The organism is Microterricola pindariensis (assembly GCF_002936985.1).
GTDB classification, from domain to species: domain Bacteria; phylum Actinomycetota; class Actinomycetes; order Actinomycetales; family Microbacteriaceae; genus Microterricola; species Microterricola pindariensis.
Genome location: NZ_MPZN01000019.1, coordinates 1 through 14,042, shown reverse-complemented (window position 1 = coordinate 14,042; position 14,042 = coordinate 1). Strand labels below are relative to the sequence as shown.

Here is a 14,042-nt window from a genome sequence, read left to right as displayed (position 1 = left end):
CGTGCTGAAGCTCGTCGTGTTGATCTCTGGAACCGGATCGAACCTCCGGGCACTGCTCGAAGCCACACTGGCCGAGGATTTCGGCGCCCGCGTCGTCGCCATCGGCGCCGACCGCGATGCCGAGGGCCTGGCCCTCGGCGAGGAGTTCGGCATCCCCACCTTCACCGTGCCGTTCACCTCCTTCCCCGACCGGGCCAGCTGGGGCGATGAGCTCCTCGCCCAGGTGCAGCAGTGGAACCCGGACCTCGTCGTGCTGAGCGGGATGATGCGCCTGGTGCCGCCGCGCTTCGTCGCCGGGCTCACCCCGAACCTGTTGAACACCCACCCCGCCTACCTCCCCGAGTTTCCCGGGGCCCACGGGGTTCGCGACGCGATCGACGCCGGCGTCGATCAGAGCGGCGCGAGCCTGATCATCGTCGACAACAGCGTCGACGGCGGGCCCATCGTGGTGCAAGAGCGCGTCAGCGTCCTGCCCGGCGACACCGAGCACGACCTGCACGAGCGCATCAAACCCGTCGAGCGTCGCCTGCTGATTCAGGCGGTGCGCGATATCGCCTCCGGCCACACCAACCTCAAGGAGTTCAGCACGCAATGAGCGGCCCCAGCCACGACCCGTCCCTCTACCGTTCCCGCGACATCGTCCCGGTGCGGCGCGCGCTGCTCTCGGTGAGCGACAAGACCGATCTGCTTGAGCTGGCCGCCGCGCTTGCGGCATCCGGCGTCGAGATCGTCTCGACGGGATCGACCGCCTCGACCATCCGCGATGCGGGCTTTGCCGTGACCGACGTCGCCAGCGTCACCGGCTTCGCCGAGGCCCTCGACGGACGCGTCAAGACGCTGCACCCGGCCGTTCACGCGGGCCTGCTCGCCGACCTCCGCCTCGAGTCGCACGAGGCACAGCTGCTCGAGCTCGGCATCGCGCCGTTCGAGCTCGTCGTCGTGAACCTCTACCCCTTCGCCGAGACGGTCGCCTCCGGCGCCCCCGCCAGCGACGTGGTCGAGCAGATCGACATCGGCGGCCCCGCCATGGTGCGCGCCTCGGCGAAGAACCACGCCAACGTGGCCATCGTCGTCTCGCCGACGAACTACCCGCAGATCATCGCCGCGCTGCAGGCCGGCGGCACCACCCTCGCCCAGCGCCAGTCGCTGGCCGCCGAGGCGTTCCGGCACACCGCCACCTACGACGTCAACGTCGCCAGCTGGATCGGCAACGTCGTCGCCCCCGACGACGAGGGCACCGGCTTCCCCGGCTGGGTCGGCGCCACCTGGACCCGCCAGCAAAGCCTGCGCTACGGCGAGAACTCGCACCAGAAGGCGGCCCTCTACCGCAACCGCGAGGGCGGCGGCATCGCCCAGGCCACGCAGCTGCACGGCAAGGAGATGTCGTACAACAACTTCGTCGACGCCGACGCCGCCGTGCGCGCCGCCTACGACTTCGACCTGCCGGCCGTCGCGATCATCAAGCACGCCAACCCGTGCGGCATCGCCGTCGCGGCGACGGATGCCGCCGATCCCATCGCCTCGGCGCACGAGCGGGCCCACGCCTGCGACCCGGTGTCGGCCTTCGGCGGCGTCATCGCCGCCAACCGCACCGTCACCGCCGAGATGGCCCGCACCGTGAGCGCCATCTTCACCGAGGTGCTCGTCGCCCCGGCGTTCGACGACGAGGCCCTCGAGATCCTCACCGCGAAGAAGAACATCCGCCTGTTGCAGCTGCCGGCCGACTACCGCCCGACGGCCACCGAGATCCGCCAGGTCTCCGGCGGCCTGCTGATGCAGCAGGCCGACTCCTTCGCCGACTTCAGCTCCGCCGGCTGGACGCTCGCCGCGGGCAGCGAGGCCGACGCCGAGACGCGCGGCGAGCTCGAGTTCGCCTGGCGCGCCTGCCGCGCCGTCAAGTCCAACGGCATCCTGCTCGCCGCAGGCGGCGCCTCCGTCGGCGTCGGCATGGGCCAGGTCAACCGGGTCGACTCCTGCCACCTCGCGGTGAATCGCGCCGGCGACAGGGCGCGTGGATCTGTCGCGGCATCCGACGCCTTCTTCCCCTTCGCCGACGGCCTGCAGGTGCTGCTCGACGCCGGCGTCACCGCCGTCGTCCAACCCGGGGGCTCCGTGCGCGACGAGGAGGTCATCGCCGCGGCGAACGCCGCCGGCGTGACCATGTACTTCACCGGGGAGCGTCACTTCTTCCACTAGGAGCGCGCGAACCACCCCGACGACCGGATGCCGCAGCCGCGGCATCCGGTCGTTTCGCATGTGCGCCCGGCCGCAGCGCTTTTCAGGCCTGCGCGTCGCGCGCGATAGTCTCGCTCCATGACTTCTTCGGATGCCGCAGCTGCCGACACCCCTGCCCCGCCCGCCGCAAGCCCCCACCTCGCGCCCCGGCCGACCCCCCGCTCCGCCCGGCCGCGCAGCACCTCTGCGGCGGTGCTCTCCGCCCTCACCGTCGTGCTCGGCGCCTACCTGGTGACCGTGCTCGGCTACTTCATCAGCAGCGGCCAGCAGAGCCAGGCGCTCAGCCAGTTCGGCGGCTTCTTCGCCCTGCCCGCGCTGATCGCCTTCGTGCTGCTCGCCGTGTTCAACCTGCTCGGCGCGACGCGGGCCTGGCTGCCCGCCCTGGCCGGCGGCCTCGGCGCCGGCATCATCGGGGCACTGCTCGGCTCGGCCGTGCTGCTCTCGGCCTCCACCGGCAACATCTTCGCCTCCGACGTCGCCGTCTACCTGTTCGGCAGCCTGGTCGGCTTCAACCTGCTGTTCGTGCTCTCCGTCGCCATCACCTCCGCGCTGCTCGGGCCGCGCGTCTACGGCTCGATCATCGGCTACCGCACCGTCGGGCGCCGCTCGGGGGAGCGCCACGTGGCACTCGTGCGCATCCCGGCCTCCAACCTCGCCGACGGCGAGCTCACCCACATCGACCGCATCCCGGTCAACATCGAGCTCGCCGACCAGCAGTGGGACAACTACTGCGCGGCCCTCGACGCGGAGGGCTGGGAGACCATCGAGGTGCCGGCCGCTCCCGAGATGGCCGACTCCGTCTTCATCGAGGACGCCGTCGTCATGTTCGGCGAGCTGGCCGTGATCACGAACCCCGGCGCGGAGTCGCGCAACGCCGAGACCGTGGGCGCAGAGCAGGCCGTCCGCGAGCTCGGCGGCCTGGCGATCGAGCGCATCAGCGCGCCGGGCACCCTCGACGGCGGCGACGTGCTGAAGATCGGCAAGACCGTCTACGTCGGCCGCTCGCTGCGCACCAACGCCGAGGGCATCCGCCAGCTGCGCGCGCTGCTGGCCCCGCACGGCTACACCGTCGTCGCGGTGCCGCTGACCAAGGCGCTGCACCTGAAGACCTCCGTCACCGCGCTGCCGGACGGCACCGTGATCGGCTGGGCCCCGTTCGTCGACCACCCGGAGCTGTTCGACCGCTTCCTGGCGATGCCGGAGGAGGCCGGTGCGGCCGTCGTCGTGCTCAGCCCGGACACCGTGCTGATGTCGGCCTCCGCCCCGCGGAGCGCCGCGCTCATCGCCGACCTCGGCTACCGCGTCGTCACCGTCGACATCTCGGAGTTCGAGAAGCTCGAGGGCTGCGTCACCTGCCTGAGCGTGCGGGTCCGCTAGCTCAACCCGCTGCTTGGTTCCGCTGACCTGTCTCGGCGGGCGGGCCCGGGTGGACGGGCCGCCGGCCCGGCCCCGTGCGCCCGGCCGCGCACGGCGCACGGCTCGACTGCGTCATCGTGCGGGGCCCGAACGGAATCCGTGCGCAGAAAACCCTTGCGGAACGCTCGGTCCACCCCATATTCTGTAGGGCTGTGCGCAGTACCCCCGCCCTGCACGCCCAGCACCAGACAACATTGCAGGTGACACTGCAGGTGACACAACGACGCGCTCAGGAGGATGCAATGACACAGACAGCACACACCACGGTGAACGACAGCCACGTGGACAGCGCTGCCCGTGGCGCCTCCCTCCGCCCGTATCTCGTGGCCGCCCCGGCCCTTCCGGCCCGCTAGGCGACACGCACCGGCATCGCCATCCGCAGGCCCACACGCGGCCTGCCGCTCTGACACCGAGACCGTGCACCCCGCCGCCCTGCGCGCCGCGGGCGAGCACCCTCATCCTGCACTCACAAACGTCGATCCGCTGGAGCATCCAGGGACCGTCGGAATCCACACCGTTTGGGAATCAACTTGTCTTCAACCGCTGCACCCCAGCACCCGCCCACCCCGCCCACATCGACAACGGCCGAGAAGCCGCAGCTGGGTGCCGTGCGCGCCCTCTGGCGGCTCCGCGCCTTCGTCGGCCCGGCCATGCCGGCGTTCGTCGGCAGCATGCTCGCCGCCCTCGTCGCGCAGCTGATCGCCCTGACCATCCCGCAGGTGCTGCAGCAGATCGTCGACGGCCCGCTCGCCAACCGGGACGCGGCCGCCGTCGTGCCGCTCGCCCTGCTCGTCTTCGGGCTCGGCGCCGTCGAGGCGCTGCTCTACGGCCTGCGCCGTTGGCTCGTCGTCGGCCCCGGCACCCGCGTCGAGGCGCGCATGCGCAACACGCTGTACGCCAAGCTGCAAGACCTGCCCGTCAACTTCCACGACAAGTGGCCGAGCGGTCAGCTGCTCTCGCGCGCCGTCAGCGACCTCGGCCTGATCCGCCGCTGGCTCTCCTTCGGCCTCGTGCTGACGGTCGTCAACGTCATCGTGATCATCGTCGGCGTCGGCATCCTCATGTCGATGAACTGGCTGCTCGGCCTGATCTTCCTGGTCTGCTCGCTCCCGCTGTGGTGGGCCGGCTACCGCTTCGAGGGCCGCTACTCCGAGAAGTCCCGGCTCAGCCAGGACCAGGCCGGCGACCTCGCCACGGCCGTCGAGGAGTCGGTGCACGGCATCCGCGTGCTCAAGGCGTTCGGCCGCGGCAAGCACGCGCTGTCGAACTTCCGCAGCCAGGCGGAGTCGCTGCGCAGCACCGAGATCGCCAAGGCGCGCCTCGACGCCGACATCTGGGTGTGGATCATGGTCGTCCCGGCGATCGCGCTCTCCATCTGCCTCACGGTCGGCATCTGGCTGGCCGCGCAGGGGCAGCTGAGCGTCGGCGAGCTCGTCGCCTTCTTCGCCACGGCAACCGTGCTCGCCTGGCCGATCGAGTCGATCGGCTTCATGCTCGCCTTCGCCCTCGACGCGCGCACCGCCACCGACCGCTTCTTCGACATCATCGACAGCGAGAACACCATCGTCGACCCGGCAGAGCCGCGGAGCCTGGACCGCCCGCGCGGCGAGCTCGCCTTCACCGACGTGCACTTCCGTTACCAGGACTCGCCGGAGCGCTTCGGCGACCTGCTCGACGGCATCGACCTCGTGCTGACGCCGGGGGAGACGATGGCGCTGGTCGGCCTGACCGGCTGCGGCAAGACGACGCTCACCGCGCTCACCACCCGCCTCTACGATGTCACCGGCGGGTCCGTCACGCTCGACGGCGTCGACGTGCGGGCGTTCAAGCGCGAGGAGCTGCGCACCCACATCGCGATGGCGTTCGAGGATGCCACGCTGTTCAGCGCCTCGGTACGCGAGAACGTGCTCCTCGGCCGGCCGGAGCTGGCCGGCGACGACCCGTCCGTCCGGGCCGAGGCCGACCGTGTGCTGGAGCAGGCGCTCGCGATCGCCCAGGCGGCGTTCGCCTACGACCTGCCAGAGGGGCTCGACACCCGCGTCGGCGAGGAGGGCATGAGCCTCTCCGGCGGCCAGCGCCAGCGTCTGGCGCTGGCCCGCGCCGTCGCCGCCAAACCGGCCGTGCTCGTGCTCGATGACCCCCTGTCGGCGCTCGACGTCACCACCGAGGCCAAGGTCGAGGCCGCACTGCGGGAGATCCTCGCCTCCACGACGGCGCTGATCGTCGCGCACCGGCCGTCGACGGTCATGCTCGCCGACCGCGTCGCCCTGATGGAGGACGGCCGCATCACGGCCGTCGGCACCCACTCCGAGCTGTTGCGTGAGAGCGAGCACTACCGCTTCGTGATCACCAGCCTGGAGGAGGACGCGCGCCTGGCCGCAACCGTCGAGGACCCGGGCCCCGATCCGGCGCCAGAGACAGCGAGTCAGACAGAGCAGACCATCGCCGCCGAGTTCGAGGCGGAAGCCCGCGCCGAGCGCGCAACGCGAGAGGAGGCGACCCGATGAGCGTCACCGGAGTCCAGGGCGAAGAGCGCGACGAGTACAGCAAGACCGAGTCCGCGCAGATCCGCGCCCGCTCACGGGCACTGCTCGGCTCGCTGCTCGCCCCGCTGCACGCCAAACTGTGGGTCACGGCCGCGGCCATCGTCGTCTCCAGCGCCGCGCAGGTCGCGGGGCCTGCGCTCATCGCCTACGGCATCGATCAGGGCATCCCCGCCCTGATCAACCAGAATTGGTTCCCCGTCGCCTTCGCCGGCCTCGCCTACCTGTTCACCGGTCTCATCGGCGGCGTCCTGATCGCCACCTACATCCGGATATCGGCCAGGATCAGCCAGGCGGTGCTCATCGACCTGCGCACCCGGGTGTTCCTGCACACGCAGCGCCTCAGCCTGGAGTTCCACGAGTCCTACACCTCCGGCCGCATCATCTCGCGCCAGACCAGCGACCTCGACGCCATCCGCGAGCTGCTGGACGAGGGGCTCACGCTGCTCGTGCGCGGGCTGATGTACATGGTGTTCACCGCCGTCATGCTGCTGATCATCGACGCGCCGTCCGGCCTGGTGCTGCTGGCGTCGCTGATCCCGCTCGGCATCCTCACCCGCTGGTTCCAGCTGCGCTCCCAGGCACAGTTCCGGCGCTCCCGCGTCGCATCCGCCCGGCTGATCGTGCAGTTCGTCGAGACCATGACCGGCATCCGCGCGGTCAAGGCGTTCCGCAAGGAGAAGCGCAACGAGGAGGAATTCGGGCGGCTCGTCGAGGACTACCGCGGCGTGAACGCCCGGGTGCTCGGGCTGTTCGCCGTCTTCAACCCCGGGCTGGCCCTGATCGGCAACACGGCGGTGGCCGTCACCCTGCTCTGGGGCGGCTTCCGCGTCGTCGACGGCAGCCTCGAGGTCGGCGTGCTGCTCGCGGCGGTGCTCTACACCAAGCGCTTCTTCGACCCGATGGAGGACATGGCGATGTTCTACAACGGCTACCAGTCGGCCTCGAGCGCGCTGGAGAAGATCTCCGGCGTGCTGGAGGAGCAGCCGAGCGTGCCGGACCCGGCCAAGCCGGTCGACTTGTGGAAGGCCGAGGGCACGGTGCGCTTCGACGGCGTCCGCTTCGCGTACACGCCTGATCGCGACGTGCTGCCCGAGTTCGATCTCGAGATCCCGGCCGGGCAGACGATCGCCCTCGTCGGCTCGACGGGCGCGGGCAAGACGACCCTGGCCAAACTCATCTCCCGCTTCTACGACCCGAGCGACGGGCGGGTGAGTCTCGACGGCGTCGATCTGCGGGACCTGCACCCGAAGGACCTGCGCCGCGCCATCGTGATGGTCACCCAGGAGGCGTACCTGTTCTCGGGCACGGTCGCCGACAACATCGCCATCGGCAAGCCGGATGCCACGCTCGACGAGATCAAGGACGCGGCGCGTGCCGTCGGCGCCCACGACTTCATCGAGTCGTTGCCGAACGGCTACGACAGCGACGTGAACAAGCGCGGCGGTCGGGTGAGCGCGGGCCAGCGCCAGCTGATCTCCTTCGCCCGCGCCTTCCTGGCCGACCCCGCAGTGCTGATCCTCGACGAGGCGACGAGCTCGCTCGACATCCCGAGCGAGCGCCTCGTCCAGCAGGCGCTGCAGACCCTGCTCGCCGACCGGACGGCCGTGATCATCGCGCACCGGCTCTCGACGGTGTCGATCGCCGACCGGGTGCTCGTGATGGAGCACGGCCGGATCGTGGAGGACGGATCACCCGAGCAGCTGATCGCCGGCACCGGGCGCTTCGCCCAGCTGCACGCGGCGTGGCGCGACTCGCTGGTCTAGCGGCCAGAGCACACAAATGAGCGGCCCGCCACCTCCATCGTCGGGTACTAGGAGGTTGCGGGCCGCTGCACCTCACCCAGTGTGACGTGCCGAGGCGGGCGGGGCATCGGGGAGCCCCCCGAGGCAGTGAGGGATGCTCAGCTATCGGGCGTCCACCGCGCCCGACCGCTGCGCTGCCCGGCGCGAGTGGAGCACGTGCACCCGCGTGCGGCGCACCGCCTCGAAGTTCGAGGCCAGGACCAGTGAGTACGCGCCGAGATTCGGGCAGAGCAGCACATCGTCGATGCCGAGCGACGGCAGCGGGAGGTCGCGGGCGATGACGTCGAGCCCGTCGGTGCTCGCCCCGGCCACGGTGCACGGGTACAGCGCGGGCGGCAGCACGTCGCCCGGCTCGAGCAGTTCACGCAGGCTGAACATGACCGGGGCGGATGCCGCGTCGCGCAGCCCGGCGAAGCTGCCGTGCATGCCGTCGTCGATGTAGTGCCAGACCGCGCCGTCGCGGGTCGCCTGGCCGACCACGCGCGTGGCCAGCAGCATGGCGGGCGCGGCGACGCACCGGCCGAGGGCGGCCAGCACGGTGAGTGCGCGAGCGCGCGGCTCGAGCACCCGGGCGGCCGCGGCGGCGAGGGCGCGCAGCCGGGCGTCGCCGGCCTCGTGCTCCGCCGGCAGCCCGCCGCCGAGGTCCAGGGTGTCCGCCCCGAGCCGCCACCGGTCGTTGCCCTCGTCGATGAGCCGCAGCGTCTCGCGGAGCACCTGCTCCAACCGCCGCGGGCTCATCCGGTCGGCATCCACGTGCACCGAGAAGCCGGCGACCCGGATTCCGTTGTTGACCGCGAAGCGCGCCAGGTTCATGGCGTGGGCGGCGTCGACCCCGAAGCTGGCGCCGTCTCCGTCGAAGTGCACCCGGATCAGCAGCCGCACCGGGGCGTCCACCCCGAGGAACTTGCGCACCTCGGCCGGGTTGTCCGCCACGAACAGCTGCACGCCGGCCGCGGCGGCCGCGGCGATGGCGGCCGGCCGCTTGATCGGGTGGGAGTAGACGGCCGCGGATGCCGGCACCTCCTCGTGGGCGAGCATCGCCAGCTCGCCGGTGCTCACCACGTCGAAGCCGCCGCCGGCGGCGGCGATCGTGCGGATCACGGCGGGATGGGGGAGCGCGGCCAGGGCGTAGCGCAGGCGGGCGAACGGCAGCAGCTCGCCGAAGTAGGCGAAGCGCTCGGCGATGCGGTCGGGGTCGAGCACGAAGAGCGGGGTGCCGCTGCGCTTGACGATCGCAGCAAGGGCAATGCTGCCCGCATAGACCGCCAGCTCCTCCCGGCCGCTCCGACGCGCATCGACCGGCTGGCTCTGAACGATCGGGCGCGGCGAAACGAGGGATTCGATCATGATGGCGTGCCTCCTTGCACCCTTCAGCCTCTCCGGCCGCCCCGGCATCCGCATCCGCACATGCCCCCGGCCCGCTCAGGGCGCACCCCGATAGCGGCGCGCGCCGGGCGGTGGCGAAAATCAGAGAATGAATGCACGGGTGCTGATCGTCGATGACCATTCCGGTTTTCGGGAACAGGCCCGCCGCCTGCTTGAGCTCGAGGCATTCATCGTCGTGGGGGACACAGCCACGGCTCTCAGCGGCCTGCAATTGGCCTCTGATTTGACCCCTGACCTGATTTTGCTTGACGTGATGCTGCCTGATGCGGTGGGATTCGATGTAGTACCGCTTCTGCGCGAGCAGGGCAACGCAGTGATCGTGCTCATCTCCAGCCGCGACCGGAGTGATTACGGGCTCCGCGTCGAGCTGAGCGGTGCCGATGGGTTCATTCCGAAGGACGAGCTTTCCGGCCAGTCGCTGCGTCAGTTCGTCGTCTGAGCAAAGGCGTTGCCGGTGGCTGCGGATTCTGTTCCGGGTGTCGAGAAGGCTCCATTGCGCGTCGCGATCGCCGATGACTCGTTGCTGCTGCGCAGCGGGATCGAGACGGTCCTGCTCGGGCACGGCCTCGACGTGGTGGCCTCGCTGGACAGCGCGGCCGGGCTGAACGAGCTCGTCGAGGAACAACAGCTCGACGCGGTCGTCCTCGACATCCGGATGCCGCCCACCCACACCGACGAGGGGCTGATCGCCCTCGAGCAGCTGCGCGCGGCCGGTTCGGACGTGGGCGTGCTGATGCTCTCGATGTACGCGACGCCCTCCTACGCGATTCGGGCGATGAGCGTCGGGGGCGGAACCGGCTACCTGTTGAAGGACCGCATCGCCGACCCGGAGTCGTTCGTGCACGCCGTCAAGACGGTGGCGGGCGGCGGCTCCGTCGTCGATCCCGAGGTCGTCGCGCACCTGGTCGGCACGCCGAGCGCCAGCGCGCTCAGCACGCTGACCCCGCGCGAGCGCGAGGTGCTCACGCTGATGGCGCAGGGCAAGTCCAACGGCGGCATCGCCAGCGCCCTCTTCCTCAGCCTGAAGACGGTGGAGACGCACATCGGCAGCATCATGGCCAAGCTCGGCATCGACGACTCACCGGGGGAGCACCGGCGCGTGCTCGCCGTGTTGCGGCTGCTCGGGCCGTGACCGCGGCCGTGCCGTGGGGGCGGCTCCTGCTGGTCTGGCTGGCCGTTGCCGTGGTGTTCTTCACGGAGATCGTCGGATCGCTCGCCGACGCCCGCGTGCCGAGCTGGGCCGCCTCCTACACGGTCATGCACACGGCGGTCGGGCTCTGCTACGCGGTGTGCGCCTGGGTCGCCTGGCGCAGTGCCGACTCGCCCGTGCCCGGCCGCGTCATGATCGCCGTGGCCTTCCTCTGGCTGCCTCCCACCTTCATCTCCGCCACCCAGCAGATCGGCTGGCTGTGGCCGGTGCTCGACGGCCTCGAGCTGGTCTGGGCGGTGCTGGTCGGGGCCATCGTGCTGATCTACCCGGCCGGCAAGCTGCACGGGCCGGTCGATGTCGGCATCGCCGTTGCGGCATCGATCGGCGTCTCGATCCGCTTCATCTGCGCGCTGCTGTTCAACCAGCCGGTCGACGGCAGCCGCGACGTCGCGCTGAACCCGTACGCGATCGTGGACGGCGACGAGATCTTCGTCTTCGTCGACCGCGCCTTCCGGCTGTTCGGCGTCGCGCTCATCCTGCTCATCGTCGTGGTCGTGGCCGGCCGCTGGCTGCGCGGCAGCACCCCGGCCAGGCACATCGCCTTCGTGATGCCCGTCGCCCTCGTGCTCTGGGCGGCGGCGATTGCCTACGAGACCCTGGTCTACTCCCTGGGCAGCACCGTGCTGGAGGTGCTCGGCTACATCTCGCTCGCTGCCACCGCGACCGTGCCGATCGGCTTCGTCGCCGGCCTCAGCTACCTGCTCGGCCTGCGCGGCCGGGTCTCCGACCTGATGGTCATCACCCGGGACGGCGTTGACCGCACCCTGTGGCAGGCGATCCTGGCCGACACCCTTCGCGACCCCTCGCTCCGGGTGTACTGGTGGGAGGAGTCGGACTCCCGCTACGTCGACTCGCACGGCCGGGCGGCGACGCCGAGCGCCGGGCCGGAGGGGGCGGGGGAGCACCGGCAGGGGGCTCTGCTGCCGATCAACACCCCGGACGGGCCGCTCGCCGTGATCCGGCACGACCGGGCGCTGAGCGAGAACTCGAAGCTGCTGGCGGCCGTCTCGACGGCGCTCCGGCTGAGCGTGGACAACACGCGGCTGCGGGATGAGCTGGAGGCGACCCTGCGGGAGGTGCGCGAGTCCCGCCTGCGCATCGTCGACGCGGGCATCGAGGCGCGGCGGCAGATCGAGCGCGATCTGCACGACGGCTCCCAGCAGTCGCTGGTGGCGCTCGCCCTCCGGCTGCGGATGGCGTCGGGCCGGGCCGAGCAGCTCGGACAGCACGACATCGCCGACGACCTCGACGCGGCCCTGGGGCAGCTCTCGGCCGCGCTCAAGCAGCTGCGCGAGCTGGCCCGTGGCATCCACCCCACCTCGCTCACCGTCGGCGGCCTGGCCACGGCGGTTCCGGAGCTCGTCGCCCACTCGCCGGTGCCGATCGAGACCTCGCTGGTGATCGAGAGCAGGCCCCCCGCCGTCGTGGAGGCGACCGTTTACTTCTTCGTGTCGGAGTGCCTGACCAACATTGCCAAGTACGCCGAGGCGCGCTCTGGCCGCGTCGCGGTGACGGCCAGCGCGAGCGAGCTGGTGATCGAGGTGGCGGATGACGGCCGCGGCGGCGCATCGCTCGGCGAGGGCAGCGGCCTGCTCGGCCTCATCGACCGGGTCGAGGCGCTCGGCGGCCGGGTGGAGCTGCAGAGCGTGCCGGAGCACGGCACCACGGTGATGGCGTGGATCCCGCTGGCCGGCGCACCCGAGGCGCGCTGACGCCGGTCAGGGCCGCCAGCGCGCGGCGGCGTAGTCGACGCGGTAGCCGTCCTCAGTGGTCGTCGTGATCAGCGGAGTGCCCTCGGCCGTGTAGTGCGGAAGGGCGCGCGCGGCCAGGCCGCGGGGCGGGTGCCCGCCGGCGCGGAGCACGCGCCACCAGGGCGACGCCGAGCCGTAGTAGGCCATCACCTGGCCGACGGCGCGGGCGCCGCGGGAACCGAGCAGCGCGGCAAGGTCGCCGTAGCTCAGCACCTGCCCGGCCGGGATGTCGTCGACGACGGCCAGCACTGCCTCGGCGAAGCCGCGGTCGGGGACCGGCACGGTGGCGGTGCGGGCTAGGAGAGCTCGAGGGCGCCGATGACGTCGCCGTACTGCGTCTCGCCGATGTCGACGAAGCCGATGCGGTGGAAGAAGGCCTCCGGGCCGGTCTCGCCCGGCTCCCACATCACCGTGATGCGGTCGACGCCGCGCTTCTTCGCCTCGGCAGCGAGCGCCTTGGCCGCGAACCGGCCGACGCCCTTGCCCTGCGCCTCGGCGTCGACGTTGATGCGCCAGATGCAGGCGCGGAACTCCTCGCGCTCGTTCTCCGGATCGAAGTTGCCGTGGATGAACCCGACGACCTTCTGGTCCTGCAGCACGACGCGCTGCCAGGCGGCGCCCGGGGTGAGCACGGCGGTCTCGGCAGAGTAGGAGACGGGCGTGATGAACTGCTCCTGGCCAGGCTTCAGGCTCAGGTTGTTCGCCGCGACGACGTTCGAGGCGGACAGTTCTTCGAGTCGCAATTCAGCCATGGCCTTAGGCTAACCCGCCGAACCCCATTCGGGGTAGTTGAGCTAATCTCTCGATGTCGAGACAGTTGCCCGTCTCAGCTAAGATTGTTGAGGCCGCTCGGCCCCCCACTTCTTGCAAGGAGACCCCATTGTCAAAGATCAAGGTTGAAGGCACTGTCGTCGAACTCGACGGCGACGAGATGACCCGCATTATCTGGCAGGCCATCAAGGACACGCTGATCCACCCGTACCTCGACGTGAACCTCGAGTACTACGACCTCGGCATCGAGAAGCGTGACGAGACCAATGACCAGATCACGATCGACGCCGCGCACGCGATCCAGAAGCACGGCGTCGGCGTCAAGTGCGCCACGATCACGCCCGACGAGGCCCGCGTCGAGGAGTTCGGCCTGAAGAAGATGTGGAAGTCGCCCAACGGCACCATCCGCAACATCCTCGGCGGCGTCATCTTCCGCGAGCCCATCATCATCAGCAACATCCCGCGCCTGGTCCCGGGCTGGAACAAGCCGATCATCATCGGCCGTCACGCCTTCGGCGACCAGTACCGCGCCACGGACTTCGTGTTCAAGGGCAAGGGCAAGCTCACGGTTGAGTTCACGCCGGAAGACGGCTCCGAGCCGATGAAGTTCGAGGTCTACGACGCACCCGACGACGGCATCGCCCAGGTGCAGTACAACCAGGACGCGTCGATCCGCGACTTCGCGCGCGCCTCGCTGAACTACGGCCTGACCCGCAACTACCCGGTCTACCTGTCGACCAAGAACACCATCCTCAAGGCCTACGACGGTCGCTTCAAGGACATCTTCCAGGAGATCTTCGAGGCCGAGTTCAAGGAGCGCTTCGACGCTGCCGGCCTCACCTACGAGCACCGCCTCATCGACGACATGGTCGCCTCGGCCATGAAGTGGGAGGGCGGCTACGTCTGGGCCTGCAAGAACTACGAC

The 14,042-nt window shown here is 70.4% G+C and carries 12 protein-coding genes; 9 read left to right on the top strand and 3 right to left on the bottom strand.

Annotated features, from left to right (window positions below; all coding sequences use genetic code 11):
* Position 1 precedes the first annotated feature (1 nt).
* The 5 genes from purN (at position 2) to GY24_RS07570 (ending at position 7,960) form a co-directional block, all read left to right on the top strand.
* Positions 2-595, top strand: a complete 594-nt coding sequence (purN, locus tag GY24_RS07590; protein ID WP_104475091.1) for a phosphoribosylglycinamide formyltransferase — start codon at positions 2-4, stop codon at positions 593-595.
* A complete protein-coding gene (purH, locus tag GY24_RS07585; RefSeq protein ID WP_104475090.1) occupies positions 592-2,196 on the top strand; it encodes a bifunctional phosphoribosylaminoimidazolecarboxamide formyltransferase/IMP cyclohydrolase in 1,605 nt (534 codons plus the stop codon). The genes purN and purH overlap by 4 nt, the downstream gene beginning before the upstream one ends.
* A gap of 117 nt (positions 2,197-2,313) precedes the next feature.
* Positions 2,314-3,612, top strand: coding sequence for a dimethylargininase (gene ddaH, locus GY24_RS18200; RefSeq protein WP_104475089.1), 1,299 nt, complete (start codon positions 2,314-2,316; stop codon positions 3,610-3,612).
* Between the two features lie 569 nt (positions 3,613-4,181).
* Positions 4,182-6,158: an ABC transporter ATP-binding protein gene (locus GY24_RS07575; protein WP_162842928.1), complete on the top strand. Its 1,977-nt coding sequence runs from the start codon at positions 4,182-4,184 to the stop codon at positions 6,156-6,158.
* Complete coding sequence (locus GY24_RS07570) at positions 6,155-7,960, top strand: ABC transporter ATP-binding protein (RefSeq protein WP_104475088.1); 1,806 nt, start codon at positions 6,155-6,157, stop codon at positions 7,958-7,960. Before GY24_RS07575 ends, GY24_RS07570 begins: the two co-directional genes overlap by 4 nt.
* Before the next feature lie 141 nt (positions 7,961-8,101).
* Here the strand turns inward: GY24_RS07570 and GY24_RS07565 are convergent, their stop codons facing one another.
* Positions 8,102-9,346, bottom strand: coding sequence for a type III PLP-dependent enzyme domain-containing protein (locus GY24_RS07565; protein WP_161498704.1), 1,245 nt, complete (start codon positions 9,344-9,346; stop codon positions 8,102-8,104).
* Positions 9,347-9,473: 127 nt separating this feature from the next.
* Here GY24_RS07565 and GY24_RS07560 point away from each other — a divergent pair, with 127 nt between their 5' ends.
* From GY24_RS07560 to GY24_RS07550, 3 genes are read left to right on the top strand one after another with little or no spacing between them, the layout of a single operon-like run.
* Positions 9,474-9,824, top strand: a complete 351-nt coding sequence (locus tag GY24_RS07560) for a response regulator (RefSeq protein WP_104475086.1) — start codon at positions 9,474-9,476, stop codon at positions 9,822-9,824.
* Between the two features lie 15 nt (positions 9,825-9,839).
* Positions 9,840-10,517 carry a response regulator transcription factor gene (locus tag GY24_RS07555; protein WP_233279254.1) on the top strand — a complete coding sequence of 226 codons (678 nt, stop codon included), beginning with the start codon at positions 9,840-9,842 and terminating at the stop codon, positions 10,515-10,517.
* Entirely contained in the window at positions 10,514-12,307 is a 1,794-nt protein-coding gene (locus GY24_RS07550) for a sensor histidine kinase (RefSeq protein WP_104475084.1), read from the top strand. The genes GY24_RS07555 and GY24_RS07550 overlap by 4 nt, the downstream gene beginning before the upstream one ends.
* Positions 12,308-12,313: 6 nt before the next feature.
* On the opposite strand, the gene GY24_RS07545 is transcribed toward GY24_RS07550, so the two are convergent.
* The gene (locus tag GY24_RS07545) at positions 12,314-12,628 is read right to left on the bottom strand and encodes an MGMT family protein (protein WP_104475083.1); all 315 of its coding nucleotides are present in this window, start codon (positions 12,626-12,628) and stop codon (positions 12,314-12,316) included.
* Positions 12,629-12,642: 14 nt separating this feature from the next.
* A complete protein-coding gene (locus GY24_RS07540) occupies positions 12,643-13,098 on the bottom strand; it encodes a GNAT family N-acetyltransferase (protein WP_104475082.1) in 456 nt (151 codons plus the stop codon).
* Between the two features lie 128 nt (positions 13,099-13,226).
* On the opposite strand from GY24_RS07540, the gene GY24_RS07535 reads away from it, so the two are divergent.
* A partial coding sequence (locus GY24_RS07535) for an NADP-dependent isocitrate dehydrogenase (protein ID WP_104475081.1) occupies positions 13,227-14,042 on the top strand: 816 nt, incomplete at its 3' end.

Bases quoted from the DNA above. Each gene is read 5' to 3' on its own strand.
- purH (WP_104475090.1), top strand. From the start codon at position 592: ATGAGCGGCCCCAGCCACGACCCGTCCCTCTACCGTTCCCGCGACATC.
- ddaH (WP_104475089.1), top strand. From the start codon at position 2,314: ATGACTTCTTCGGATGCCGCAGCTGCCGACACCCCTGCCCCGCCCGCC.
- GY24_RS07570 (WP_104475088.1), top strand. From the start codon at position 6,155: ATGAGCGTCACCGGAGTCCAGGGCGAAGAGCGCGACGAGTACAGCAAG.
- GY24_RS07565 (WP_161498704.1), bottom strand. From the start codon at position 9,346: ATGATCGAATCCCTCGTTTCGCCGCGCCCGATCGTTCAGAGCCAGCCG.
- GY24_RS07560 (WP_104475086.1), top strand. From the start codon at position 9,474: ATGAATGCACGGGTGCTGATCGTCGATGACCATTCCGGTTTTCGGGAA.
- GY24_RS07540 (WP_104475082.1), bottom strand. From the start codon at position 13,098: ATGGCTGAATTGCGACTCGAAGAACTGTCCGCCTCGAACGTCGTCGCG.